The following is a 26,656-nucleotide window of genomic DNA, read 5'->3' on the forward strand; positions in this document are numbered from 1 at the left end:
ACTTAATCCAGAAGGTTGGGCAACCAGACGGAGATCGCCGGTATGCAGGTCACTGCAAGCAGCGACAAAAATAGGGGAAGAAGGAAGGGCAACCCGCCCCGGATCACCCGGTGCAGCGGCATCTTGGCGATGATGCTGACCATATAAAGGCTCATGCCGACAGGCGGGGTCAGAAGCCCGATCATCAGGTTGAGCACAAACACGATACCAAGTTGCAGCGGATCAACGCCCGCCGCCATCATCGCCGGTGTTATGATCGGGGCGATGATCAGGATGGCGGCAATTGATTCCAGGAACATGCCGACCACCAGCAACAACACATTGACAATCAACAGCAACACCAAAGGATCGCTTGAAAGTCCCAGCAAAAACTCGCTGGCGGTGGCGGGCAGGCGGTCCATGGTCAGAACCCAGGCAAACAGGGCGGCGGTCGACACAATGAACAACACACTGCCGGTCGCATCGACCGTATCGCGTGCGGCCGTGATCACCCGTTTAAGGTCAAGCTGGCGATAGACAAATTTACCAATCAAAAGCGCATAGGCCACCGTGACACCGGCCACTTCGGTCGGCCCGAAATAGCCCGAGATCAAGCCACCAATCAAAAGAACCGGGGCGGCCAGGGCGGGCAGGGAAATGACGAATTTGCGCGCAAAGGCGGCAATCGAAAATGTCACTTCATCGCGCGGCAGCTTGTAAATCCGGGCCATCACGGCGACCTGCGCCATCAACAGCAGGGTGATCAGAACGGCGGGGACAATCCCGGCAATCAGCAATTTGACCGCCGATACATTGGCGACCGAGGCAAAGATAATGATCGGAATGCTGGGCGGGAAAATCGGCCCAATGGTCGCCGCCGCCATGGTGATGCCCGATGCAAACTCGGCGGAATAGCCCTGTTTGCGCATCATCTTGATCTGAACCGCGCCCAGCGCGCCAATATCGGCCAAGGCCGCACCTGATACGCCGGAAAATATAAGGCTGACCAGAACGCTGACCTGTGCGGTCCCGCCCCGGATCCAGCCAACCATCATGCGCACCAGTTCAAACAAATGATTGGTCACACCCGACAGGCTCAAAAGATTGGCGGCAAAGATAAACAGCGGCACGGCCAAAAGCGGGGTTGAATCCAGCGCATTGACCGTGCGCTGGGCCAGAACCGTCATCGGCAAGTTAAACAGGATCATCACGGTGGCCGATGACAGCCCAAGGCACACCGCAATCGGCAGGCGAATGATCATGAGTGCCAGAAACAGGATAAGAAGCGTTGCACTCATCATTTCTTGGGATCCTTGGACGTATCTTCAGCCAGTATTCCCGCTGACATTTCCTTGGCGATGGCATCGGCAATCGGATTGCCGCTTTCGGCGTTCCCGTCTTCGCCTTCGTAATCCGGGGCGGTTTCGGTGCGCGTGATCAGCCGATAGAGTGCGACGATCAACAAAAGGACAATGGCCATCACCACCGGCGCATAGACCGCGTAATTTGGCATGCTCAACGACGGGGTGGTGAATTTGCCCGCCCGGCTTAAAAATTTATAAAGTGAAAACAGGAAGATACCGGCAAAGCCCGTGATCAGCGCATAATTGGCAAAGCGCAAAATCGCTTGCCCGCGCGCATGCAAGGCACTGTACAGAAGGTCAATCGCGATATGACGGTTATGCAGCATCAAGGCCGGAACCGCGAAAAACACCAGCGCGACATTGGCAATGCGCGATAGCTCGTCCGCCCACGGCAGACCAAGATCATACATATTACGCAAGATCACCTGACCGACGACCAGTACCGTCATCAAGGCCAGCATCACCATGGAAAAGGTGGTTAAAACCCGGCAGATACGGTCCAGCCCCCGATAGATCGGGGAGTTCCTGTAAGGCATGACGAAACCTGAAATGATGGGCAATGAAAGTCACGGTAAGGGCGGCTCCCCCGGAAAAATATCCCCCGGAACCGCCCTTTGGTGCGATTATTTTACAGCAGCGATTTCTTCGAAATACGTGGCGTATTTTTCGTCAAAGCGCTCATGCACAAGCTTTTCAACACCTGCGCGGAAGGCCGCAACATCAAGCCCGTCATCCGGGCCAATGATCGTCATGCCAGCTTCCTTAAGCTGCTCAAGATCGCCTGCCTCGCTATCAAGGATCATTTTCGATGCTTTGTGACGCACGGTTTCCGCCGCCTTTTCAATGCCAGCCTTCACGTCATCGGGGAAGCCCTGCCAGATTTCCTCGTTGATCACGACGATTTCGGCGGCCGAAATATGGCCGGTCAGCATCATGTGTGACTGCACATCATACAGTTTATGGACCAATGCAACATTGACCGGATTTTCCTGGCCCTGAACGATGCCAGTGGCAAGGGCGGTCGGAACTTCGGACCAATCGACGGGAACCGGTGCTGCACCAAGGCCCTCAACCGCGGTCAGATACACCGGGGACGGGATGGCGCGGATTTTAACACCGGCCAGATCCGCCGGGGTTTTGATCGCACGGTCGGTGGTCAACTGACGGGTGCCAAAGTAAAACGCATAGAGCACACGCATGCCGGTATTGTCGATCAGGCCCTGATTAAGCTTTTCCATGACGGGTGAATGAATATCGACAACATTCATCAGGTGATCATAGTCGCGGTACAGATACGGGATATCAAGCACGCCGAAATCTTCATAGAGCGAGCTGATGGCACCTGCCGTATTGTGCGAAAGTGCGATGGACCCCATCGAAACGCCTTCGGCCAGTTCCTGAATCTTGCCAAGCTGGGACGACGGATAGACGTCAATCTTGACCTTGCCGTCGGTGTTTTTGGCGACTTCTTCGGCCAGCCAGTCGGCCTGAAGCCCGACAATGCTGGTCGGGGAATTCATGTGGCCGTAATTAAGCTCAATTTCTTGCGCCTGTGCGCCAAGCACCATGGCATTGCAGGATACGGCGGCGGCGAAGGTGGCAACGATATGCCGGAATTTGATGTGCCGGAATTTGGTGTCAGTGACCATGGTTTCCTCCCTGATGGTCTATGATTGCTTTTAGCTGTTTTCCGCGTTGGGTTGTTTTTATTTTTGCTTGAATAATCTCAAGGTACGTGAAAGTTTATCCATCATCAAACATCATTAAATGATGCGTTTTGATGTTTTAAGGATAAAAATGCCAAAAACAACCGGGCCGATCATTAAGGATATTGCCGAGCTGTGCGGGGTGTCACCCGCCACGGTCGATCGCGTGTTAAACAAGCGCCCCGGTGTGCGTGAACGCACCGCAAAGCGCGTGTTGCAGGCTGCAGGCGAACTTGGTTATTTGCCCGAAACCGATATGGTCGAAACCTTCCGACCCAAACCGATGCAGGTGGTGTTTTTACTGCCATCGGGGACCAATCCGTATTTGCGGCTTTTGGGCGACCGGATCAAAACCGCGGCCGAGGCGACCACGGGCCAGAACATCCGCGCACGGTGCTTTTTCATTGACGGGTTTAACCCGCAACTCCTGTCCGAGGCCCTCCGCCAGCATGGGCAAAAGGCCGATGGCATTGCCTTTATGGCGATTGACCATCCGCTGGTGCGTGAAACGGTGTCTGAATTGCAAGATGCCGGGAAACATATGATCACGGTGGTGTCTGATATTTCCGGCGTGCCCCATGCCGCCTATGTCGGGCTTGATAACCGCGCCGTGGGCCGAACAGCGGGCTATATGCTGGGCCGGTTCATGGGGCCAAACCGCGCGGGTAACCCCCATCGCGGGCGCGTGGCACTGATCGCGGCCAGCCGCACTTACCGCGCGCATGAAGAACGCGAAATGGGCTTTTTAAGCCTGATGGAAGAAGCCTTTCCCGGCATGTCGCTGGTCGCGGCCCGCGAAGGCCACGATGACCGCAGCGAAAACTACCACCACACCATGTCCCTGCTTGAAGAATATCCTGATCTGGTCGGGATTTATAATGTTGGGGGTTCGTCCGACGGGGTGGCACGTGCGCTGCGCGAAAGTGGCCGGGGCCGCGACATCATCTTTATCGGCCATGGCCTGACCCCTGACACCCGCCGCTTTTTGCTTGAAGACATCATGGATGTGGTGATCACCCAAAGCCCCGGCGCGATTGTCCAAAATGCGCTGCGCATTTTCGACAATCTGCGCAATGGCAGTGACCCAAACGCCGATGTCGCCAAACTGACCATGGAAGTGGTGGTAAAAGAAAACCTGCCCTGAGGTCAGGGCAGGTTTAAGCAGGTGATGTCTATTGCCGGTGCTAACCGGATTAGAACGGCATTGAAATGCGCAATTCGACCGACGATGTGTCGGTGTCATCATCGTCATTAGCCACCGACATCATGTGGCTTACGGCCAGTTCACTGGTCAGAGGGCCACTGTCAAAGCCAAGACCGGTGCGGATGCGCTGGTTGCCATACTCATTAAGGTTGCTGGCAAAGAACGGTTTGACGATGCCCAGATTGCGCCCGTCATCGTCGTAAAGGGCAAAGCCATAAGTCACCGTGCCGCCGATGGTGTATTCGTTGTAATCGGTCCGCCCGGCCAGATAGCTGGCCTCAAGTGCGGCGTTCAGGCCGGTGGCCTGATCGGAAAGACGCACACCACCCCCGATATTGAAGGCGGTTGCATCATCGTTGATTTCATCGGTGAAATCATAGATCACCCCGGTTTCGGCAAACGGCGTGATGGTTAGACTTTCTGTCGGAAACAGGTCATAGGATGCCTCGACCGACGGGTTGATCTGACGGGTGTTTGACCGTGTGGTGCCAACGGCGGTGCCATCGCTTTCGGCGTAGCTGTCGACGGTTTTGCGCGCCGCGATCAGGCCAACCGACGGTGTGATGGCAAAGAACGGCAATTCTGAAATCGGTGTCGTCCGATAAGACCCGCGAAGGGCGGCGTACCACAGTTCAGACTCCGTATTGCCCTGTACCGCACCACTGTCACGGGTGGTGTCGATATCCCCCTGACCAAAGCCTGCTTCGGCAACCACATTGAGGTTGGCGATTGGGCGATAAATGGCATAGGGCGAAACGACCCAGCCTTTTTCCGCGTAAGTGCCCGAATTGAAGCTCGTCGTTAAGTCGGTGTCATTATAGCCAAGCGACATGCCCGCCGTCAGTGCCGGGGTCAAGCTGTAATCCAGCCCGATATTATAGCCCCAGACATCGCCGTCATAGCGGCTATCGGTTGTGCCGGAAACATAATCGTTCTCGACCGAGGTAAACGACCCATGGCCCCAAACGGTGACGGGGGATGGGGTTCTAAATGCCGACCGTCCATCAATGCCGCCCGCACCGCCGACCGTGCCCTGATCTGTCGGGCCAAGACCAAGGGCGGACAAACCTGCACCGGCCGAGCTGTCAAAGCTGCCCATCATGGCCATCCGGCGTAGTGCATCATCGCCATCGGTGATGCTGGTACTGTTGCTGTGAGGGCGATTGTTGTCGGAAAAGGGCCCCGTCAGGTTGCTCATTAGGCTCGTCGTATCGTCGTCAACAGTGCTGCCGGCAGGTCCGGTCGCCCCACCAGCGCCGCCCCCGGTCACAGCCGAAGCGCGCGCGCCGATATTTTGCTGGATCACCGTGGTCTGCGAGCGTGAAACCGCGGAAATCACGTCTTTGCTGGTGGTTTCGTTTGAGGTGTTTGAGCCGGAGCTTTGTGCCGTACAAGTGACTGCGAAGGTCAGATTTGCAGAACCTGACGGATCATTTAAAATAAGTTGGGCGTTCGAATCGGTCGTGCTTGCCGTAAAGTTAAAGACTTTGGAGCCACCATTTGCAAGCGCTTCGCCGCTTGCCCCACCAGAGGTGACGTAGGTCGTATCGCTGCCTACGGCATATGCAATGCCGATATTTACCGAACTTCCGGTTAAGTTCTGAACGGTAAACGAATAGCTGTCACCCGTATTCCCCTGTCCCGTGAGCGACAGTTGGGAATAGGTGTTGCCGTTTACTGAGGCGCAAAGGTTCGTTGCTGCCTGAGCACGTGTCGCTAGAAAAGACGCGCCGCATAGCCCTGCTATGATTGCAGAAGCTGCAACAACACCGTTGCGCTTTTGGGTTGTAAAAATGTTCATGACCTTCCCCGAAATCGCCCTGTTCAATGCTAGGTTTAGAAAGGATGGCATTGCTTGTCCAGAGGAAACCAAAAGGTGCCATGCATTTTCTTAAGGATTGATTTTAAAAAGGTTCTTCTTCTCAGGAGTGTTTTAGGCAAGGACATTGGAAACTCTTGCTGCTTGGCAACATGATACATTGCATCGGACTTTTTTTGCAAAGACGCACTACCATTGGTTGGGTGAAGGGGGATGTTTGAAATGCTACTCTTTGTCGGGAGCCGGGAAACGCGCCTTTTTAGTTTGCTTAGCTAAATAGGAAATTAATCCTTTACAAAAAGAACAAAAGGGGATTATAGCTTGTGCATCAACACCGGAATTGCATCCGGAAGTAGCCGTGATTTTATCGGGTTCGGGCATCAAACGGCCTTGCACAAGCAGCCGTCGCACAGCGCATCACGCCGATCTACGATACCGTCACGATAAGGGGAAATCACTGATCAACAGCCATCAAAGGTGCATGGAAAAGCCATGCGCCAACGGTCAGTCACATCCTTTTGCCGCCGGTTTGGCATAACCGACTGGGTGGCGCGTTGCCGGTGTTGGGGATGAGTTCAACATGCAGGAGGGCGACGTGACCGAACAGAGACTTTTTCCAAAACCCCTGTCAGAACGGCCCATCACGCCGTTTGCCAGCGCCGAGCAGGCGTGGTTCTGGTTTGTGCGCTGTCAAACAGCCCGCATCGAAGGGGCGCGCGTGATTGCCGATGCCGGTGAGGTGGTGCGCCCGTGCGATCCTGATGATGTTTATAACGCGGTGATGCGTCTTAAACAGGGCGGGGCTTTGACCGACCGGCATTTGCAGGTGATTGAATATTACGGACTGGTGGAACGGTTGCCCGATCCGCGCGACCTCCGCGAACAGCCCAAACATGATCTGTGGTGTGCGACCATGGCCGCCCTTGAACCCGAATTGATTGCGCGTGACATCGTTGAGTTGCGCCCGCCCGAAACCTTTGACAATGAAGATGTCATGATCGAAATGAGCGGGGATTTATCACCATGCGGGATGTAGGTTTTGAGGGCACCGTTAGCGTAAAAACCGTTGGCGGGATGGCGCGCGACTGGGTCGATCAATCGGCTTCAGGTCGGGAGGTTTCGGTGCTGGTGGTGTTTGGCGATGCGCCGGAAAAGCCGCTGTTACGTATCCTGAAACCCGGATTTCGCCATTGCTTTGTACTGGTGTCGGGTGCGCGGGCCGGGGAATGGATTTGCCTTGATCCGCAAAGCCATCGCATCCGGTGCGAGACGTGGTGTTATTCGTCGCTATTTGATCCGGCATCCTATTATCGGGCGATTGGCCATCATTGCGTTTGGGCCGAGTATCCGCGATCATTGCCGCGCAAAATCCGGCTGGGCCCGATGAGCTGTGTCGAGATGATCAAGCGGCTGTTGGGCATTGGCGGTGTTTGGATTGTCACCCCGCATCAGCTTTATCGCACCCTTGTGAAACGCAGTGAAAGCACGGAAAAATCAGGTCAGGTACATTTTTCTGAAAAATGTTCTTGATTTGTTCTTTTTAATGTGACATAACAGACAAATCAACACCACACCTGCGCCCGCATGGCTTTTGGCCCTGCGGGCGTTTTTGTTTTCGGCGGTGGGGAATATGTGGCGGGAGGTTCCCGCCTTCGCGGGAATGACGCTTGTTCCTTGCTGTCGTTTTGGGCGTCGTCATCCCCGCGAAGGCGGGGATCTTGTGCCGGATGCTCATGCTCATATCAGGAGGCCCCGATGGGAAGTTTGTTTTCGACACCCAAACCAACAGCAACACACGCCCCTTCGGCAAGCCAAGCACCAACGCCAACGCAAAGTGCTGACAGTGCGCAGGACGCAACCCGCACCGCCCGTCAAGAAGCACTGGAACGTCGGCGGTATGGCCGGGCCAGCCTGATTGCGACCGGGCACCGCGGGGTGCTGTCGGACCGGATCAGCCGTGCGGTGAATGGGGCGGCGGGCGGCAAAAATCTGTTGGGGGATTAGGGCATGGCGAGAAAGACAAAGCGAACCTATCGCAAGCCAGGAATGAACGCAGGTGGCGACATGTCGACATTGGCCGGGGCATCGACTGGGGCCTCGACTGGGGCCTCGACCAGTGCTTCGACCGGGGCATCGGGGCAGCTATCTGGACAGGCGACAGGACAGGCGAGAGGACAGGGGGGCGCGAATACCGGGATGACGATCAGCCCCCATCGCAACACACCGCAAAATGACCTTTCGGTTTCGGTCTTGCGCCAACGCTATCAGGCGGCCGTGGACAAACGCCGCACGTGGCTGGCCCATTGGCAGGACTGTTATGAGTTTGCCCTGCCACAACGCAATGGCGCGGCCCTGCAAACCAGTGGTGGCAAACGGCTGGATCGGGTGTTTGATGCAACCGCACCCGATGCGGTCGAACAACTTGCCGCGAGTTTGATGGCCGAAATCACCCCGCCCGCCGGTGGCTGGTTTGATCTGGAGCCGGGCGGCAATGTTGCGGGCGGGGATCGGGCGGTTTTAACCGAACAACTCGGCCGCGCGGTTCGGATTTTACAGGGGCATTTTGACCGGTCCAATTTTGCCGTTGAAATGCATCAGGCCTTTTTGGACCTGGTGACGGCGGGCACGGCCTGCTTGCGGCTTGAAAGTGATGATTTCAAAAGCCCGTCGGCCTTTCGCTTTGCTGCCGTGCCGTTACGTGATCTGGTGTTTGAGGAACGGGTTGATGGCAAAATGGATGCGGTGTTTCGCACACTCAGCCTGACCCGATCTGACATTCTCGCCACCTGGCCCGATGCCAAACTGCCCACCATCGCGAAAGGGGAAGATGAGGCGCAGGGTCAAAAACGCCACACCGTGATCGAGGCGGTGATGCCCCATGGTCCGGAACGCACTGGCTATGGCCTTTGTGTGTTTTATGCCGATGGGGGTGGCGGTGGGGGTGGCGATGGTCCGCACACCGCCAGTGATGACGTGCTGTTTCGCGATCATTTTGATGTCTCGCCCTATGTTGCCTTTCGCTGGATGAAGGCGCCGGGTGAGATTTATGGCAGGTCGCCTGTGATGAAGGCGCTGCCCGATATTAAAACCGCCAACAAGGTGGTCGAACTGGTGCTTAAAAACGCCTCCATCGCGGTCACCGGCATTTGGCAGGCCGACGATGACGGGGTGCTTAATCCCGCCACCATTCGACTGGTACCGGGAAGCATCATTCCAAAGGCGGTCGGATCGGCGGGGTTAACGCCATTGGATGCACCGGGGCGGTTTGATGTATCCGATCTGGTCTTAGGCGACCTTCGTGATCGTATCCGGCGTTGCTTGCTGGCCGACCGGTTGGCGCAGGTCGATCAACCGGGCATGACCGCGACCGAGGTGCTTGAACGTGCATCGGAAAATGTGCGGTTGCTCGGTGCCACCTATGGCCGGTTGCAGGCCGAATTGCTCTATCCACTGATCGCACGCGCCCTTTACATCCTCGCCAAACGCGGGGAGCTGCCCGACATTCCGATTGATGGCGATGTGGTCGTTCTGCGCCATGCCGCGCCCTTGGCACAGTTGCCAAAACGGGTAAAGGCCGCACAGGTGCTTGATTGGGTATCGCGCATCGCGGGACTTGGCCCCGATGCGATGAACGAGGTTGATGTGCCCGCGATGGTCCATTGGCTGGCCGATCAGTTTGGCGTGCCCGAGCACGTCTTGCGGCCCCATTTGCCGCCTGAGGTTTTGGAGGGCACATCATGACCGGCTGGGATTGGTTTGACCCTGACACTGCCGCAAAAGAAAACGATGCCGGCACACACTGGCAGACCTGCTTTGCCAGCGATGCCGGACAGCAGGTTTTACGCGATCTTGAAACACAATTTGTCCGGTCATCCTTGGGCCCGGATGCCGGACAGGCCGCCCTTTGGATGCGCGAAGGGCAGCGTGGATTGGTGTTACAGATAATGCGGCTGGCATCACGCGAAACGGGGGAGTGACGATGCCTAAAATAGCGGTATGGAACGAACGTCATTCCCGCGAAGGCGGGAACCTCGACCCACAAGCTCAATCTTTCGCAAACCTCATAAACGGAGAACCGGCATGACAACCATTCCGGCACAGGAAACAGATTTAGAACCCACGACAGAAATCGCAACAGAGACACCCCCAAAAACGGGCCCTCTGGTCGATTTCGGACTGGACCAAACACCGGCCCCCGATGTGATCCCAACCGCGCCGGAGGATGTCGAGAGTAATCTGGCGATCATTCCCGACAATCCCGATGACTATGCGATTTCGGTTGATGAGGGGTTGGGCGGGGTTGATGCGGCGTTGAATGAACGCCTGCACAAGGCCGGGTTTAACAATGCGCAGGCGCAGCTTGTCTATGATCTGGCCGGGGAAATCATTCCCTCGATGGTCGAACAGGTCCAGCAGGCCGGGCAGCGCGCCAGTGACCGGGCGGCCTTGGTGGCGGAATTTGGCGGCGCGCAGGCATGGAAATCCCTGGCCCCTAAGATCGAGAAATGGGGCCGTGAAAACCTGCCCGATGCCGCCTTTGATGCAATGTGTCAAACCGCAAGCGGGGTCAAGGCCCTGCATCGGTTGATGACGGCGGGCAAAGAAGCCGGTTTGGGGCGCGCCGACACATCCGAACCAACCGCCGGAATGCGGTCTGATATTCAGCACAAAATGAACGATCCGCGCTACTGGCGGGATCGCGATCCGGTGATTGTTGCCGAAGTACAGGCGGCATTTTCCCGCCTGCATGACTGAAGGATGCGGTTAAGGTGGCGGCCTTAGTCGGTTTGCTTTTGTCCGCTGGTCTTAAGGTCGGGCAGGGGTTGATCGGCGGCGGTTGGATAGATCGATACCGGGATATACGCCTGCCCGTTTTGAAGGGCGGCATTGGTCATCAGCATGATGTCGCGCAGATCGTCACTTTCAAGCGGGATGCCCTGCTCGGTCGCACAGCCACCATTAAGGGCCAGGTCGGTTTTGGGGCCATCAGCCGCCCGATTGAGCATCACGGATGCATGTCCGTCACGGTTTAAAAGGATGTCCTTTGCAACAATGCGGTAATCGCCGTGATAGGCGGAAAGATCGCCGTTGCGCACGACATCGCTGCAAAACGGATAGATTTCAAGCGGGCGGAAACGATCCGCGTCATGCACCCAAAGCGCGACCGCACCATTATCGGTCAGGATTTGCACCGCGACGGGCACCCCGGCGCTCACACCCAGTTTGCTGAGCTTGTTTTCAAGCCGGGCGGGAAGCGGTTCCTGTTCGTCGGGTTGGCTGCCAAACAGCAGGCCGATCCGGTGGGTGACATTTTCAAAATAGGCCGGGATCGGGGTGAGTGGCAGCAGGAAATACGCAGCTGTACCGATCCCGATCAGGACAATCAAGGCAAACAGTTTTCCGCGCAACGTCAAGCTCCAACTCAAAATTCAAGGGGTGGGCAACTGCCCGAAAAACACATCCGGTCTGCTTGAAACCCGACAGATCAAAATACCCCCGAAAAGTCCGGGGGCATCCATTGCACATAACAGCCAAACCTTGACCAAAAGATGACCGGATCGCGGTGGGAATATGACGTGCCTGAATGTCAGGTCACAGGATCAACCACAGGATCAACCAAAGGGGAAATAAACCAATGAGCGATACAATCGATCAAAGCTTTGTCGACCACTTTCAGGCCGATGTGCATCAGGCCTATCAACGCATGGGATCAAAACTGCGCAATACGGTGCGGGTCAAAAACAGTGTGAAGGGGGCAACCACCGTTTTTCAGAAAGTCGGCAAGGGCACGGCCACCACCAAGGCGCGCCACGGCAAGGTGCCGGTGATGAATGTCGATCACGAGGCGGTGCGCTGTGATTTGCGTGATTACTATGCCGGGGACTGGGTTGATGCGCTCGATGAGCTTAAAATCAACCATGATGAAAAGATGGTTCTGGCCAATGCCGGGGCCTATGCGTTGGGCCGTAAAACCGACGAGTTGATCATCAATGCCCTGACCACGGCCCCCGATATCCTGCCCCATAATACCGACGGCATGACGCTTGATAAGGTGATGATGGCGTTTGAGGGGCTTGGCGACCGCGATGTGCCCGATGACGGGCAGCGTTATGCGATTGTCGGCTGGAAACAATGGTCGGAACTGCTTTTGATCGATGCGTTTTCACGCTCCGACTATGTCGGCGATGATGATTTGCCGTGGAAGGGAACGCAGGCCAAACGCTGGCTCGGCACCCTTTGGATGCCCCATTCGGGCCTGCCGGTGGCAAGCGGTATTCGCTCGTGCTTCTGGTATCACCGCACGGCCATCGGCCATGCGATTGGATCGGACGTGCAGTCCGACATCACCTGGCATGGTGATCATGCCGCGCACTTTGTGAACAACTCCATGAGCCAGGGCGCAACGCTGATTGATGGCGATGGTGTGACCTGTTTGCAGGCTCAGGAATAAACAGACGTTCTAAACTTTCAGTGAGCATGCGGCGCGAGACCCCCGCTTTCGCGGGGGTGACGGTGCGTAAGGCCGGTGCATGGAACGGATGTCATTCCCGCGAAGGCGGGAACCTCGACCCGCAAGCTCACCCCAACATTGACCCAACAACAGGAGCCCCCAATGGCAGAAGGTTTCAAAGCCAGAAACCTCAGTGTTCTGGCATATGCCAATGGCTTTACGCTGTGGCACTACATCACCCCGGACGTCGCGGCTGACGTTGATACCGCCGATTACTTTGCTGATGCGCGTGACATGCTGCGCGTCGGCGATTTCATCATCGCCAACACCAACCGCGACGCCACGATGTCCGGCGGCCTGTTCGTTGTCGCAAGTTCCGGGGCAGGCGGCGTTGATGTCCGCGATATGACAGCAATTGGCACCGGCAACACCGACTGATCCCAACCTTATTCTCTCTCTCTTCTTCCTCCCTCAACCTCGCCCCGGCAGTTTTCTGTCGGGGTTTCTTTTTACCCAGTCAAAGGAATGAAAATGATGACCAAGGTTAAGGTTTGTAGCGAATTCGATGTTGATCAACTTGCGGGGATGTTCGAACCTATTTCATCGATTTCGATCTTCGCCGGTTCGGAAATACCTACTGGTTTTTTGAACTGCGATGGTGCTGAAGTCTCCCGTGAAGATTATGCAGAGCTTTATGCGCTCATTGGCGATATCTGGGGTGAAGGCGACGGTTCTACAACTTTCAATTTACCTGATTTGCGCGATGAATTTATCCGGGGAGCAACCGCAAGCAACGCAGTTGGCGCCATGCAGCAAGACGCTATGCAGCAGATAACGGGTAGTATCGAAAACGTATACCTAAATACCACATACCCGAACGCGCAAGGCGTTTTCTCAGCAAGTTCTTCTGTTGCAGACAAGATTGTAAACTCTTACGGCTCAGGGGCCAAAATTGTTCCTTTGGAATTCGATAGTGCTATGTCGCCTGATGCTCGTACTGCAGACGAAACGCGGCCGCGTAATGTTGCCGTCACTTTCGGGATCAAAGCATTTCATCCGGTGGCGGCATCCAGCTAAGTGCATTTAGTACCCCCTGACCCCGGCAGCATCCGTTGCCGGGGTTTTCTTTATCCAACCAAGGAGACTGCTTATGCAGGGATCTACCCCAGTGGAATGTGAAGTTCTGAATGTCATTCAGGGGGCCGGTATCTGGCCTGATTGTGATGACAAAACCCAGCTATTGCAGGCGATTGAAAGTCTGATCACCAATGGCGGTTCGGGCGGTGTCGGTGTTGTCACCGGTAGCGAAATCGGATCGGTTTCCGCCTTTGCCATGCCAACCCCGCCGGAAGGCTGGCTGGTTTGTGACGGCTCGGTCATCTCACGTACCGAATATGCCGATCTGTTTGCCACCATTGGCACGCTTTGGGGGCATGGTGATCAGGTCTCGACCTTTAACCTGCCAGACCTTCGCGGTGAATTCGTGCGTGGCTTTGATGCTGGGCGTGGTGTGGACATCGCGCGTTTGTTTGCTTCACAGCAAGACTTTGCAATTGAAAACATAACTGGGCGTTTTGGTGGCAGCGGATTGCGTGACGGCAATGATATTTATGAGGGTGTATTCGGGGACAATACCAACGGCTTGCCGTCAAATGCACCGGCGGCTTCAAGCTATGCGCCATATGGAGTGGACTTTGATGCTTCACGAGTTGTGAGTACAGCCAACGAAACCCGCCCGCGCAACATCGCAATGACCTATGCGATTAAGGCGTTTTATCCGACGTCGGCATAAGCTTTGAAATGACACCCGATATCCCCGGCAGACCTTGTTTGCCGGGGTTCCTTTTTTACCCGAGTTGGAGAATTGATATGCAGTGTTTGAGCCCGGTCGAAAGCGAAGTTATGAATGTTGTCCGTGCGGCAGAGATCGCACCGGATCGCATGGACGATACCCAGTTGCTTCAAGCACTGGAAACGTTGTTTGGCGGTAACGCTAGCAACAACCAGAATGTTGAAGTTCTTCGTCTTCAGCACAAGACAGCGGCTGGGGGTAACGGTGGTCCGTCTGTTTCCGGCAGTTGGCAGGACCGAAACATCAATTATGAAGAAGAAAATTCTATTGCGGATGCGAGTACGGATATTGCCAATAATCAGTTTGTTTTGGGGGCGGGTACTTATGTTGTCGATTTTGTGCAGCAGTTCCATAAGACAGGCGTAACACGTTCTCGTCTTCAATCTGTAGCAGGTGATCCTGTTACGATTGATAGTACGACGGGGCATGGTGGTTCAACAGGTCAGAATAGTTTCATGCTTGGCGTTTTCGGCCGCATCATCACGCTTACCCAACCAACGACGTTCAAGCTGCAGTACCTTTGCAGTGACGATCGTGTAACAAACGCGTTGGGTGTTGGCGATCCTGATTCAGGCCTGCCGGACATCCATATGGAGTGTGTAATTCGCCGCATTGCCTGAGACGAATAGGTCGGTTCTAACGGTTTGACTCCTTGCGGAGCCCGGTTTTCCGGGCTCCGTTTTTGTTTGGGGGAAATGATGGCGTTGAGTGATGTGGCGTTGTGTGCACGCGCATTGGTGATGATTGGGGCGGCGCCGATTTCATCTTTTGAGGAAGACGTGGCCGAGGCCGAGATTGCCCGGATGCTTTATCCCACCGTGCGTGACGGGATGCTGGCAGGCTATCCGTGGCGGTTTGCCGGGCGGGGGGCTTGGTTGTCGCGCTTGGCGGACGAAGATGCGTCGGTATCGCCCAAGGATTGCAGTACTCTGTTTGCCTTGCCGCGCGATTTTATCCGCCTGCTGTCGCTTGAACATGAGGGTGGCAAGATTGCGCAGTTCGAGTTGCGTGATCAGGCGGTGCAGGTGGCCGGTGACAGTGCCTATTTGTCCTATGTCGCGCGCTTGCCAGAGGGCAGCTTTCCGGCGTGGTTTGATCTGGCGTTGATGGCGCGATTGGCAGCCGAGTTTTGCCTGCCGCTGACCGAAAGCAGTACCCGCGCGGAGTATCTTTTTAAGCGTGCCGAGGACCAATTGCGCGAAGCAAGGCTTGCCGATGCGCAGCAATCGACACCGCATGCGATTGAGGATTTTTCCCTTATTTCCGCGCGGGGGTAGGGGACGAGCCTGTTGCGGGAGATTCCCGCCTGCGCGGGAATGACGGCGTTCAATTTCATTTTTTGGGCATCGTCATCCCCGCGCAGGCGGGGATCTCGAGCCACATCTCAATAACCTGACTTAACCTGAGTTTTTCATAATTGCAGGAGCCCCATATGGCACGCCGCGTTCTTGAGAAAAACACGTTTTCGACCGGGGAACTGGCACCGGAATTGTGGGGGCGGTCGGATTTGAATGCCTATGCCAATGGGGCGGCGCGGTTGCATAATGTGTTTGTTGAGCCGTCGGGCGGGGTGCGCCGGCGGCCCGGTGTTCGGTTGATTGATAAATTGCCCGGTGCGGTGCGGTTGATCGCGTTCGAGTTCAATACCGAGCAGGCCTATATCCTGGCGTTTGGCGATTATGAGGGGCTGGTGTTTAAGGATGGCGTGGCGACGCACCGGTTTGAAACGCCGTTCGGGGTCGCGCATCATGATCTTTTGAACTGGACGCAAAGTGCCGATACGTTGCTGGTGGTCCATCCCGACGTGGCGCCGATGCGCTTGACCCGCACCAACGATGTGTCCAATCCGCAAACAGGTGGATGGGAAATGTCCAAATGGGCGTGGCGCGAAAGCACCTATAAAACCCGTCAGCCCTATTACAAATTTGGTGAGCCGGCGTTGACTGTCACCCCGTCGGGGACAAGTGGCACGGTCACGCTTACCGCCAATGCCGATCTGTTTGTGGCAGGCCACGTTGGCACATTATGGCGCATTGCCGGGATTGAGGGCGAAATCATCGCCGTTGCCGATGCGCGCCATGCGTCGATTACCCTGAAACAAAACCTGCCCAACGCCAATGAAACCAGCGATGTCGAAGAACAGGCTTTTTCCGATGTCCGGGGCTGGCCGCGCAGCGTGACGTTTCATCAGGACCGCATGGTGATTGGCGGATCGCGTGATTTGCCCAACCGGTTGTGGATGTCGCGGTCGGGTGATTTGTTCAACTTTGATTTGGGCGAAGGGCTCGATGACGAGGCAATTGAGTTTGCCCTTTTGGCCGATCAGGTCAATGCAATTACCGGGGTGTTTGCCGGGCGGCATTTGCAGGTGTTTACCAGCGGGTCGGAATGGATGGTGACGGGTGATCCACTGACCCCGGCCAACATTCAGATCACCCGCCAAACCCGGATTGGCAGCCAAAGTGCGCGCACCGTGCCACTGGTCAATATTGACGGGGCGACGGTGTTTGCCGGGCGCAGCGGGCGTGAAATTCGCGAATTCCTGTTTACCGATGTCGAGCAGGCCTATGGATCGGCTGATTTGGCGTTGCTATCGCGTCATCTGGTCAATCAGCCGATGGATCAGGCCTATGACGCGGATCGTCGGTTGCTCCATGTGGTGATGGCTGATGGCAGTCTTGGTACCTTGACCCTGTATCGCAGTGAAAACATCACCGCATGGTCATCGCAATCGGTGCAAGACAGCGCGTTTCGCGCCGTGGCGGTGTCGGGCGGGGATGTCTATGTCGGGGTTGAGCGCGCGGAGCGTTATTTCCTTGGGGTGTTTGACGCGAATGCCGGTCTTGATCTGGCCATTGATCAGGCGCTTGAACCGGGGCACGTGCCGCGTCGCCATTGGGGCCATCTTGATGCGCTGGACGGGGAAACGGTGTCGGTCTGGGCGGGCAATCAGTTGATCCATGATCACCCCATTGGCGGGGGCACGGTGACGGTGCCCGATGCCGTGACGGCACTTAGTGTTGGCTTGCCCTTTACCCATGAAATTGCCGCCCTGCCACCCGCTGCATCGGATGGCACGCGGCCGCATGGCGGCAATGCGGTGCGGCTGATTTCGGCCACCTTGCGATTGCAGAAAACCGGGCAGCTTCGCATGGATACCGGGCGCGGATTGCGCGATGTGCGGTTGCCGGTTTCCACCGATGATGCGGATGATCAAGGAGGGCTTTATAGCGGTGATATCACGCTGCGCAGTCTGGGATGGCGGCGCGGCAGTGGCGGGACGGTCAACAGTGGACTATGGCGCATTGCCGGGGACCTTCCCCGGCCTTTTTTATTACTCGGTGTGGCAAGTGAGTTGGGGGTGAATGACTGATGGGTGGATTTTCATCAATTGTGCCAATGGCGGCATCGGTGCTGCAAACCGGGCAGCAGATTTCGGTCCATCAGGCCCGCCAGCAAAGTGCCGTGGCCCAGACCGAAGCCCAAAGAAAGGCCGATCTTGAGGCGATTGCCGCAACCAAGGCCGAACGCGATGTGGCGCGGGCCGAAGATCTGCGTGTTCGACAAGCCCGTGCGCGTGCGCGGCAAGGCGCATCTGGCCAGATGGCCGGGGGCAGCGGGTCGGCCAGTGCGGTTCTGGCCGGATATGAAAAGGCCGCCCTGTCCGATGCGGCGCTTGATGATGCCGAGGCCGCGCGCAACCGCACCCGGATCAATCAACGGGCCGACTGGCGCGAAAAGTCGCTATTGCGATCAGCACAGGATGACACGGTGGCACGGTTAAGCGCGTGGTTTGCGCGGCGTGATGGTTGGGGCGGATAACCAACCACGCGGATCGGATTTCGGTAAATCAGGGGACGGAGGGATCAGGGATATGGGGGCGGTTTTTACCAATCAAGCCACAGCATCCATCGGCTATCACGGCGATGGGGCACGCACGGATTTTCCATTCGGCTTTGATGTGTTTGATGCGGGCGATGTGCAGGTATCGGTCAATGGCGCGGTTGTGACCACCGGGTTTCACATTGCGCTGGCCACGCATGACGATGCCATCGGGGGCACGGTGCGGTTTGAAACCCCGCCGGGTGTGGGGGCCGACATCATTCTGGCCCGGATGCTGAAACTGCGGCGCCTCAGTGCCTATGGCACGGTTGGCAGCCCACGCGGCGATGCGCTTGATCGCGATCTGGATTATCTGACCGCCGCGCTTGGCGATGTGGATCGGGCCCTTGGCGGGACGTTGCGGTTGGGTGCGCCCGATCTGGGTCAGGCCAATATGACGTTGCCCGCCATTGATGCCGGGCGGGCTTTGGTCTGGAATGCTTCGGGCGACGGATTATCCAACGGACCAAAGGCCGATGAGATTGCCGGGGCCGGTCAAAACGCCGCCCTTGCGGGTGATGCCGCCAGCCGGGCCGAGGCCGCACAAAGCCGATGCGAAACCGCGCAAAAAGCGTTTGGGCAACAGGATGCCGGGGCGATGATCGACCTTGATTTTCGCAGCCAGAATTTGCTGGGCTGGGAGGATGAACGCCGGATGCCGGTGATTGATGCACCGACCAATCGCATCATGGATATTCGCGAAACCGGATCGCTGGTGCGCCTGTCAAACGGGGCACGTGCAAGTTTGCCGGTGGCGACCTTGGCGCGGAATGGCGTGCGCTATCGGTTGTTTAACGGTGATGGCACGCAGGTGGATATCATGGCGGCGAGTGGCGATGTGATTACGCCGGTCACCGGGGCGGCGGACACAACCCTTTATCCCCTGCCAATCCGGGGCGATATGGTCGATGTGATTTGTGATGGCGGGGATGGCTGGCGGTGGTTTGCCGCGCCGGTCCATGAAAACGGGCCGATTGTGAAACTGCTGCGCACCGCCGCACAGGACATGCCCGCCGGTGGGGCGTTTTTGATCGAATGGGATCAGGTGGCTGAAGACAGCCACGGTCTTTATGACAGTGCCGTTCATGGGGTTCGCAGCTTGCCGCCGGGCTTTTACCATGTTGATATCGGGGTGAAATTCCCGGTCACCGATGAGGTGGTGATGGTGAACCTCTATCTTGAACGGTTGGCGGGGGCCAGTTCTGGTGCTGGTGCCGGGGTGTGGTCAACCCATCTGCAATCGTCGGACATCACCGCCATTGGCACCGGGGCTTATCACACCTTGCGATTAAGTGGGGTGGCGCGGGTGAATGTCGGGGCGGCAAACGGCCTTCGGGTTCGGCTGGCGCACAGCGATGCGGCCACCCGCCAGATCAGCGAGAGTAATATCCTGACCTGGTTCCATCTGCATCGGATTGGTGGGTAGGGCTGTTTGAAACCCGTTATTTCCGTGAAAGCGGGAATCTAGACGTTTGGGCACGTAGGGCATGAGATTCCCGCCTTCGCGGGAATGACGTTCGTTTCATGTCGCCGTTTTACATGCCGTCATGCCCGCGTAAGGCGGGCATCCATGGTGCCGTTGGTTCGGTGTGGCGATATGAATTCCCACTTTCGCGGGCATGACGGGGACGTGCGGGTATCGGGCCGGGGGAACGCCAGAAACTGGCGATTTTCGACATTTTCAGTGATGGTTATCAGGAGGAAACGCACATGGGATTGCGGTATCAGCCGCTTGCGGCCTGTATGAAATTTGCGCGCGCCAGCACCAAACTGATCCGGGGGATGGACGGCGTGCTGAGCCCCCAGCCCATCGACGTGCCGGGCTATGAATATGATGCACTTGGCCGGGCGCGGGGGCTTCTTATTGAGGGGGCGGCAACCAATAAGCTTCGCTATTCAACCGCGTTTGACAATGTGCTTTGGGAAAAGAATGCCGGGATCAGCATCGGCCCAAGTGCGATTGCCGCGCCCGATGGAAGTGTGAGCGCAATGGCGCTTGATCTTCCGGGCGGGGCGGATGGACTTTATCAGAATGTCGGGGATTTGACGGTGGGCGAGGTTTACAGCTTTGCCGTCTGGATGCGGGCGGTGTCGGGCACGGCTAATGTCACGCTTGGCGGGATTGATGGGGCATCGGCGCAGGGATTTATGCTTGATGAAAACTGGCAACGGGTGTCGATATCCGAACCGGCATCGGGCACGATCCGATATCCGAAAATCAGCACGGCAGTTTCGGGAGTGCCAGCATCGGTGCTGATCTGGAATGCGCAGCTTGAAGCCGGGCCCGCCCCGACCAGCGATATTATCAGCGACGGCATTCCCGCCGCCCGCGCGCCTGATGACGTGCGGCTTGATCCCGGTGACTGGTTTGCCCAAGGGGCGGGAACGTTTGTGTTTGATCTTAAATTGCCGCCTGCGTGGGACGGGATTTGGCGGATCGTGCAGCTTTATTCAACCAGCCTGAGTGATGATCATCTTGACCTTGGCTATGACAGTGCGGCCGATCAGTTGCAGGTGAGCTTACGCAAAGGTGGGCAGCCGATTTTCGCCCAATCGCTGTATGGCACGCTCAACCCCGGTACGCGGGCACGCATCGCGCTGGCGTGGGAGGATGATGTGGTGGCGGTGGGGGTAAATGGGGCTGTGCTTAAAAGCTCGGATGGCTTTGCCATGCCGCGCACTTTTACCAACATTGTGCTGGGGTCCTATGACGGCATGGACAAGCATTTAAACGGGCATCTGCGCAATCTGGCCTATTGGCCGGAACGGCTTTCGGATGCGCGGCTTTTGGCCCTTTCAACCGTGTAAGGATGGGCGATGCGTGAACCAGAAAAAACTGATCCAGTCGCGACCTTGCGCGCCGATCTTCTGCGCGATTTGCCCGGTGATATCAAACGGGTGCGCAATGCCTATCGCCGGGCGGCACAGCAGGCCGCCCTTCTGCGCGATGCCAAGGATTTCACCGCCCATCAGACGGCCTGCAAGGCGGGGCTTGGGCATCTTGAAATCCTGATCAAGTTGTTGCGCTGGGCGTCGGATGGGGACAAGGGGGCCGATAGCCGGGCCGAGAAAGGCACATCACGGACGGGGGAGGATGTGGATGTTGAGAAATTGATTAAGGAGGCGCGGGTGGCGTTGCAATCAGGCTGATATTTCTGACGGCAGTGGTGGTGAGCCGCGAAAAATTACACGTATGGTTCTATTTCATTCGTGTCGGTTGTCATGAGTTTCATCAGCTTGGGGTGAACAAACAGTTTCTCTTTTCCGGGGCTGATTTCGTTCAGAACGCCAGCCTTGGCCAACTGTGTAAGGTAGGTGGAGGCGGTTTGACGTTTTGCAATATCGTGTTCGACAAGGTTGGCTATGCGACAATAGGGTTGTTCAAAAATGACCTGTATCAGTTCATGGCTATAAATTTTCGGAAGTGTTGTGCGCACATGCTCGGCTGTGTGATCCATGAGGTGTCGAATGGCGGCAATTTTTTCGCATGTCCAGATGGAGGTTTGTTCAACCCCTTTGAGCATAAAGAGCAGCCAGTCTTCCCATTGGCCGGTTCGGGTCACCTGATTGAGAAGGTCGTAATAATCCTGCTTGTTCTGCACGATATAGCGGCTGAGATAGAGGATCGGCAGTGTCAGGAGTTGTTGTTCTATCAGATAGAGAACGTTCAGGATGCGACCCGTTCGCCCATTACCGTCGTGAAACGGATGAATGGCTTCAAACTGGTAATGACTGATTGCCATTTTGATCAGGGGATCAATATCATCTTTGTCGTGCAGAAACCGTTCCCAGTTGGCCAGAAGGTCGCGGATGACATTGTCACCAACGGGTGGGGTGTAAACGACGTCGCCTGTTGTCTGGTTGCCGATGATGGTTCCCGGAATTTTGCGGATTTCCATCTGGGTGTTTTTCAGGGTGCTGCAGATTCTGACGGTCGTTGCTGAGCATAGTGGCTTGTCGGCCAATTCTGTGAAACCCTGATAGAGTGCGGTGCGATAACGAAGAGCTTCTTTTGTCGCGAGGTCGGCACCGGAATCTTCCCGGGCAAACTGAAATAGCTTGTCTGTCGTTGTGACAATGTTTTCAATTTCCGAGCTGTCCTTTGCTTCGAGTATGGGCAGCAGATTGATCAGAAGGTTCTGGTTGGGAAGCAATCTTCCGGCCTGTTTGAGTTCTGCCAAAGCCGCGCGGGCAGGAGAGCAGGCCTTCAAAACGGATCGTGTTTCGATTTGCCCTGTTGCCGGAGGCAGCGGAGGCAAAGCGTTATAGGGTCTGTCAGCCTGCCAGTTCATGTTTGGCTTCCCCGATAAGAACATCATGATTTGATGCAAACAGTTTATGTCGAGGGGATCGACATAAGCAAGAAATGTGTCGAAATTTTCCAAAAAATCGACACATAACAGTTTGAGTGGAGCTTTATGTCGATGGTATCGACACATCACGCCGACGTGTCGAAATTTTCCGGTTTTATCGACATGACGTGACGTGCGGCTTGAGGTTGCGCGGTGAGATTGGCGTGTGTGGAACGGTTGTCTGGATTCCCGCCTGCGCGGGAATGACGGTTTTTGGGGGTGGGGTTTCCACGCGGTAGGGGGCGGTTTTGGGGGAAGGGCTTTTCCATTGCTTCGTCACTCCCGCGTAGGCGGGAGTCCATGGGGCGGCGGGCATGGTGGCGGGTTTTCTGCTTTGCTGTTCGGGTATTTGCCATTTGGCATAAAAATGCTATATTAATGCCAAATGGAGGTATGTGATGGAATTCGCGATTGTGGCGCCGGTTGGGGCGCGGCCCGAGGTGGGGGCGATTACCGAGGATGAGGCGGCGGCATTGGCGCGCGCCACGGTTAATCTGTTTGGCGTGTGGGATTTAAGCGATCAGGAAGCGCGCGTGTTGCTGGGCGATATGCCGGCGCGTACTTGGGCGCGGTGGAAGAAAAAGGATATCGGGCGGATTGATCGTGATTTGCGCACGCGCATGGCGATGCTGATCGGGATTCACAAAGGGTTGCGATACCTGTTTCGCGATCCGGCGCGTGGTTATGCCTGGGTCCGAAAGCCCAATGCGGCGTTTGGCGGTGCAAGCGCGCTTGAGGTCATGCTGCGCGGCGAGATTATGGATATTGTTGATATTCGTAGTTATCTGGATGCGGAGCGGGGCGGCTGGTGATGGGCGGGGATGAAATTGCGACCCGGCATGTCGCGTGGCCGCAGTGTGTTCGAATGATCCGGTCGATCTATCCGCCGATTGATCTGTTTGAAGACATTGCCGATCCCGCCGACTGGGAAGCGTTGGCATCGGCGGAAGCCAAGATGAACCCGCGCCTGCGTGACAGTATTGGTACTTTGGCCAAGGTGCCGGTTGACCGCCGGGTTTCGGGGCCGGGGGCCAGTTATGTGATGGCGCCGTTTGTCCATTGTTCGCCTTATCGGCCCGGTCGGTTTTCCGATGGCACATACGGGCTGTATTACGCGGGCGACAGCCGGTCGGTGGCGATTGCCGAAACTGTGCATCATCACGCGGCAACCATGCGCGCAACCGATGAAGCACCGGGCTGGACATCGCAGTTTCGCGAGCTGGTCGGCAAGATTGATCATGTGTTTGACGATGTGAGCGGGATGGCGGCATTGCTTGACCCGGATGATTACGCGGCCTCGCAAAAGTTTGGTGCAGCACGGCGCAAAGCCGGATCAGACGGGCTTTACTGGCCCAGTGTGCGCTTTGACGGTGGTGCCTGCATTGCGGTGTTTTGGCCCGATGTGGTGCCGGTTCCTGTGCAGGGCGATCATTTTTCCTATCACTGGAACGGGGAGGCGGTCGATTACGTCCGCAACCTTGCCAGCGGGGAGACGTGGCGGGTGATTTGAGGTCGGGTGCGTGTCTTGAGGGTTGGGAGCGTGCGGCTCGAGGTCCCCGTACCGCGCCTTCGCGGGCACAGGCTCTTCGCGGGGATGACGGAGCACTGAATGACCATAAGGTACAACCGGCCTGCTTGCGCGGGTGGTTATCTTGAGGGTTGGGCACGTGCGGCGCAAGATTCCCGCCTGCGCGGGAATGACGGAATACTAAATTGCTGCAAGGAACACCGTCATCCCCGCGAAGGCGGGGATCCATGGTGCCGTTGGTGCGGTGTGGCAAGATGGGTTCCCGTCCTCGCCTGCGCGGGGACAGGCTCTGCGCGGGAACGACGGAGGGGCGAGGTATATGCCCCTCAGGCGTTGATATGGTCAAACAGATCATGCCAATCGGAATTAAGTTCTTCGATCAGGCGGATTTTCCAGGCGCGGCGCCACTTTTTGAGGCGTTTTTCGCGCAAAATGGCGTCCGCCATCGTGTCATGCATTTCATAGTAAACGAGTTGGGTAACGTTGTATGTGTGGCTGAAACCCGGAACCGCGCCGGTTCGGTGTTGCCAAATGCGTTGCCGTAAATCGCTGGTGACACCGATATAAAGCGTGCCGTTTTTCCGACTGGCAAGGATGTAGACAAAGGGCTGCTGCATGGGGTGAGGGTGGGTAGCACATTCGCGCAGATGGAGACTATGAGCGTGCTGTGCGAGATCCCCGCCTTCGCGGGGATGACGGTGATCCAATGATACATAAGAACCTGTCCGTCATGCCCGCGAAGGCGGGCATCCATGGTGCCTGAGACAACAAATACCGAAAATCCAGAAAAGGAGCGACAGATGCCAATATCGGGCTTTGCCGAATTCGTCTGGATCTGGGACCGGATGCTGGGGCTTGGGGTGCCTGCCCATCATCGCAACATGGCCGACTGGCTGGAGGAATGTTGGACCACCGGGCGGCATGAGCTGTTGTTGATGGCGTTTCGCAGTTCGGGGAAATCAACACTGGTTGGGCTGTTTTGTGCGTGGCTTTTGTACCGTGATGCCAATGTGCGCATTCTGGTTCTGGCGGCTGATCTTGAGCTGGCGAAAAAGATGGTGCGCAACGTTAAACGCATTGTTGAACGCCATCCGCTTTTGGCACGCTTGGTGCCGGGCGGGGTTGCCGATTGGGGGACGGAGCGGTTTACGGTTAAGCGCGATGCGGTGTTGCGGGACCCGTCGATGCAGGCGGTCGGCATTGGCGGCAATATCACCGGATCGCGGGCCGATGTGGTGATTTGCGATGATGTCGAGGTGCCCAAAAACAGCGACACCGCCCATAAACGCGCCGAACTGCGTGAAAAATTGAGTGAGATTGCCTATGTGCTGTCGCCCGGTGGCACGCAGCTTTATGCCGGCACACCGCACAGTTTTTATTCGATCTATGCCGATGAGGTGCGCCCGGAAACCGGGGAAGCCGCACCGTTTTTGAATGGTTTTTCACGGCTTGTGCTGCCCATCGTCAATAAGCACGGGGCGTCAAACTGGCCGGAACGGTTTGATGCAGGTGCCATTGCCGCGATTAAAGCCCGCACGACGGCACGGAAGTTTCAAAGCCAGATGATGCTTGAAATGGTCGCACCTGTGGCCGGGATGCTCGACCCCGCGAAACTGCACTTCTATGATGCGGCGCGTGAGATTGAGCATGCCAACGGGCGGCTTCGGCTGCGCATCGGGGACCGCAATATGGTGGCGTCGGCCTGCCATTTTGATCCCAGTTTTGGATCGGCACATGGCGACGGGGCGGTGGTGGCCTGCGTTTATATCTGTGATCAGGGTGAATACTGGTTGCATGATCTGGCGTGGCTGCGGGCGTCCGTTCTGCCAGAGGATGCTGATAACGCGCGCATGGATGAAGCCAGTCAGCTCTGTGCGCAGGTCGCGGCCTTTATGGCCGGGCATCATTTGCCCTCAGTGCGCGTGGAGACCAATGGCATTGGCCGGTTTTTGCCCAATATCCTGCGCCGCGAACTTAAATCAATCGGATGGGCGGCGAGCGTCGTAGAACATCATGAAAGTACCAATAAGGCGACCCGGATCGAGGATGCCTTTGGCGCGGTGTTGGGGGCGGGGTTGCTGCATGTCCATGAGCCGGTCCGCAAAACGCCGTTTGTCCGCCAGATGCGCGAATGGCATCCCGACGGCAAGGATCATGATGATGGGCTGGATGCGGTGGCGGGCTGTATTTTAAGCGAGCCGGTGCGCCTGCCGCGGGTGGATATGCCGCTTAAACGCGCCGATTGGCGGGCATATGGGGGTATTTTCAATGCCGAAAACGCGTTCAATCCGTGAGCGAAGAAAAAACTTTCTCACAATGCCAAGTGGTTAGCGCCGGTGCGTATCACAAATGTGAGATATTCATGGAATTTTCAGATTTGATGCTTACGTTTATTATATCAAAGAATAGTATTGAGCAAAATTTACTATACTAAAGGTGAATTCAGTTAAGGCAGACAGCGGTCTGTCGCCGTAAGGCGGCCCCAATTCATTTTTTGATCAATTTGTTGATCAATTTAG

General features: G+C 56.6%; 28 protein-coding genes. 21 read left to right on the forward strand and 7 right to left on the reverse strand.

Going from position 1 to position 26,656, the window contains the following annotated elements; all coding sequences use genetic code 11:
* Positions 1-2: 2 nt before the first annotated feature.
* The 3 genes from K355_RS0110330 to K355_RS0110340 form a co-directional block, all read right to left on the reverse strand.
* Entirely contained in the window at positions 3-1,280 is a 1,278-nt protein-coding gene (locus tag K355_RS0110330) for a TRAP transporter large permease (protein WP_022732063.1), read from the reverse strand.
* Positions 1,277-1,879 carry a TRAP transporter small permease gene (locus K355_RS23760; protein WP_081649498.1) on the reverse strand — a complete coding sequence of 201 codons (603 nt, stop codon included), beginning with the start codon at positions 1,877-1,879 and terminating at the stop codon, positions 1,277-1,279. Before K355_RS23760 ends, K355_RS0110330 begins: the two co-directional genes overlap by 4 nt.
* Before the next feature lie 87 nt (positions 1,880-1,966).
* Positions 1,967-2,992 (reverse strand): TRAP transporter substrate-binding protein, encoded by a 1,026-nt coding sequence (locus K355_RS0110340; protein ID WP_022732065.1) that lies wholly within the window; start codon positions 2,990-2,992, stop codon positions 1,967-1,969.
* Between the two features lie 148 nt (positions 2,993-3,140).
* On the opposite strand from K355_RS0110340, the gene K355_RS0110345 reads away from it, so the two are divergent.
* A complete protein-coding gene (locus K355_RS0110345) occupies positions 3,141-4,193 on the forward strand; it encodes a LacI family DNA-binding transcriptional regulator (protein ID WP_022732066.1) in 1,053 nt (350 codons plus the stop codon).
* Between the two features lie 49 nt (positions 4,194-4,242).
* On the opposite strand, the gene K355_RS0110350 is transcribed toward K355_RS0110345, so the two are convergent.
* Positions 4,243-6,054, reverse strand: a complete 1,812-nt coding sequence (locus K355_RS0110350; protein ID WP_022732067.1) for an autotransporter outer membrane beta-barrel domain-containing protein — start codon at positions 6,052-6,054, stop codon at positions 4,243-4,245.
* Positions 6,055-6,667: 613 nt separating this feature from the next.
* On the opposite strand from K355_RS0110350, the gene K355_RS0110355 reads away from it, so the two are divergent.
* The 6 genes from K355_RS0110355 (at position 6,668) to K355_RS23770 (ending at position 10,827) form a co-directional block, all read left to right on the forward strand.
* The gene (locus K355_RS0110355; RefSeq protein ID WP_028791508.1) at positions 6,668-7,108 is read left to right on the forward strand and encodes a hypothetical protein; all 441 of its coding nucleotides are present in this window, start codon (positions 6,668-6,670) and stop codon (positions 7,106-7,108) included.
* The gene (locus K355_RS23765) at positions 7,096-7,602 is read left to right on the forward strand and encodes a hypothetical protein (protein WP_022732069.1); all 507 of its coding nucleotides are present in this window, start codon (positions 7,096-7,098) and stop codon (positions 7,600-7,602) included. The genes K355_RS0110355 and K355_RS23765 overlap by 13 nt, the downstream gene beginning before the upstream one ends.
* Before the next feature lie 225 nt (positions 7,603-7,827).
* Positions 7,828-8,076, forward strand: coding sequence for a hypothetical protein (locus tag K355_RS0110365; protein WP_022732070.1), 249 nt, complete (start codon positions 7,828-7,830; stop codon positions 8,074-8,076).
* 3 nt (positions 8,077-8,079) lie between these two features.
* Positions 8,080-9,813 carry a portal protein gene (locus K355_RS0110370; protein ID WP_245562934.1) on the forward strand — a complete coding sequence of 578 codons (1,734 nt, stop codon included), beginning with the start codon at positions 8,080-8,082 and terminating at the stop codon, positions 9,811-9,813.
* Entirely contained in the window at positions 9,810-10,049 is a 240-nt protein-coding gene (locus K355_RS0110375; protein ID WP_022732072.1) for a Bbp19 family protein, read from the forward strand. Before K355_RS0110370 ends, K355_RS0110375 begins: the two co-directional genes overlap by 4 nt.
* A 103-nt stretch (positions 10,050-10,152) precedes the next feature.
* Entirely contained in the window at positions 10,153-10,827 is a 675-nt protein-coding gene (locus K355_RS23770; protein WP_022732073.1) for a capsid assembly protein, read from the forward strand.
* 23 nt (positions 10,828-10,850) lie between these two features.
* Here the strand turns inward: K355_RS23770 and K355_RS0110385 are convergent, their stop codons facing one another.
* A complete protein-coding gene (locus tag K355_RS0110385; RefSeq protein ID WP_022732074.1) occupies positions 10,851-11,480 on the reverse strand; it encodes a hypothetical protein in 630 nt (209 codons plus the stop codon).
* 227 nt (positions 11,481-11,707) lie between these two features.
* On the opposite strand from K355_RS0110385, the gene K355_RS0110390 reads away from it, so the two are divergent.
* The 11 genes from K355_RS0110390 to K355_RS0110440 all read left to right on the forward strand — a co-directional run bounded on the left by K355_RS0110390 (position 11,708) and on the right by K355_RS0110440 (position 21,407).
* A complete protein-coding gene (locus K355_RS0110390) occupies positions 11,708-12,523 on the forward strand; it encodes a phage capsid protein (RefSeq protein ID WP_022732075.1) in 816 nt (271 codons plus the stop codon).
* A gap of 162 nt (positions 12,524-12,685) precedes the next feature.
* Positions 12,686-12,961, forward strand: a complete 276-nt coding sequence (locus K355_RS0110395; RefSeq protein WP_022732076.1) for a hypothetical protein — start codon at positions 12,686-12,688, stop codon at positions 12,959-12,961.
* A gap of 93 nt (positions 12,962-13,054) precedes the next feature.
* A complete protein-coding gene (locus K355_RS0110400) occupies positions 13,055-13,600 on the forward strand; it encodes a phage tail protein (RefSeq protein ID WP_022732077.1) in 546 nt (181 codons plus the stop codon).
* A 73-nt stretch (positions 13,601-13,673) separates the two neighbouring features.
* Positions 13,674-14,315: a phage tail protein gene (locus K355_RS0110405; RefSeq protein WP_022732078.1), complete on the forward strand. Its 642-nt coding sequence runs from the start codon at positions 13,674-13,676 to the stop codon at positions 14,313-14,315.
* Positions 14,316-14,323: 8 nt separating this feature from the next.
* On the forward strand, positions 14,324-14,995 hold the full coding sequence (locus K355_RS0110410; protein WP_147250371.1) for a hypothetical protein: 672 nt from the start codon (positions 14,324-14,326) through the stop codon (positions 14,993-14,995).
* 78 nt (positions 14,996-15,073) lie between these two features.
* A complete protein-coding gene (locus K355_RS0110415) occupies positions 15,074-15,652 on the forward strand; it encodes a phage connector family protein (protein ID WP_022732080.1) in 579 nt (192 codons plus the stop codon).
* A 155-nt stretch (positions 15,653-15,807) separates the two neighbouring features.
* Positions 15,808-17,748 carry a phage tail protein gene (locus K355_RS0110420; protein WP_022732081.1) on the forward strand — a complete coding sequence of 647 codons (1,941 nt, stop codon included), beginning with the start codon at positions 15,808-15,810 and terminating at the stop codon, positions 17,746-17,748.
* Entirely contained in the window at positions 17,748-18,197 is a 450-nt protein-coding gene (locus tag K355_RS0110425; RefSeq protein WP_022732082.1) for a hypothetical protein, read from the forward strand. Before K355_RS0110420 ends, K355_RS0110425 begins: the two co-directional genes overlap by 1 nt.
* A 52-nt stretch (positions 18,198-18,249) precedes the next feature.
* Positions 18,250-19,683, forward strand: a complete 1,434-nt coding sequence (locus K355_RS0110430; RefSeq protein WP_022732083.1) for a hypothetical protein — start codon at positions 18,250-18,252, stop codon at positions 19,681-19,683.
* Positions 19,684-19,967: 284 nt separating this feature from the next.
* A complete protein-coding gene (locus K355_RS0110435) occupies positions 19,968-21,065 on the forward strand; it encodes a phage head spike fiber domain-containing protein (protein ID WP_022732084.1) in 1,098 nt (365 codons plus the stop codon).
* 9 nt (positions 21,066-21,074) lie between these two features.
* Positions 21,075-21,407 (forward strand): hypothetical protein, encoded by a 333-nt coding sequence (locus K355_RS0110440; protein ID WP_022732085.1) that lies wholly within the window; start codon positions 21,075-21,077, stop codon positions 21,405-21,407.
* A gap of 35 nt (positions 21,408-21,442) precedes the next feature.
* On the opposite strand, the gene fic is transcribed toward K355_RS0110440, so the two are convergent.
* Positions 21,443-22,549: a protein adenylyltransferase Fic gene (gene fic, locus K355_RS0110445; RefSeq protein ID WP_022732086.1), complete on the reverse strand. Its 1,107-nt coding sequence runs from the start codon at positions 22,547-22,549 to the stop codon at positions 21,443-21,445.
* A 458-nt stretch (positions 22,550-23,007) separates the two neighbouring features.
* Here fic and K355_RS0110450 point away from each other — a divergent pair, with 458 nt between their 5' ends.
* On the forward strand, positions 23,008-23,421 hold the full coding sequence (locus K355_RS0110450) for an MbcA/ParS/Xre antitoxin family protein (protein ID WP_022732087.1): 414 nt from the start codon (positions 23,008-23,010) through the stop codon (positions 23,419-23,421).
* Entirely contained in the window at positions 23,421-24,119 is a 699-nt protein-coding gene (locus tag K355_RS0110455) for an RES family NAD+ phosphorylase (protein ID WP_022732088.1), read from the forward strand. Before K355_RS0110450 ends, K355_RS0110455 begins: the two co-directional genes overlap by 1 nt.
* 344 nt (positions 24,120-24,463) lie before the next feature.
* On the opposite strand, the gene K355_RS0110460 is transcribed toward K355_RS0110455, so the two are convergent.
* Positions 24,464-24,754: a GIY-YIG nuclease family protein gene (locus K355_RS0110460; protein ID WP_022732089.1), complete on the reverse strand. Its 291-nt coding sequence runs from the start codon at positions 24,752-24,754 to the stop codon at positions 24,464-24,466.
* Between the two features lie 183 nt (positions 24,755-24,937).
* Here K355_RS0110460 and terL point away from each other — a divergent pair, with 183 nt between their 5' ends.
* Complete coding sequence (gene terL, locus K355_RS23775) at positions 24,938-26,431, forward strand: phage terminase large subunit (protein ID WP_022732090.1); 1,494 nt, start codon at positions 24,938-24,940, stop codon at positions 26,429-26,431.
* Positions 26,432-26,656: the final 225 nt, after the last annotated feature.

The sequence above is a fragment of the Thalassospira lucentensis MCCC 1A00383 = DSM 14000 genome (assembly GCF_000421265.1).
In the GTDB taxonomy this organism is placed as follows: Bacteria; Pseudomonadota; Alphaproteobacteria; order Rhodospirillales; family Thalassospiraceae; genus Thalassospira; species Thalassospira lucentensis.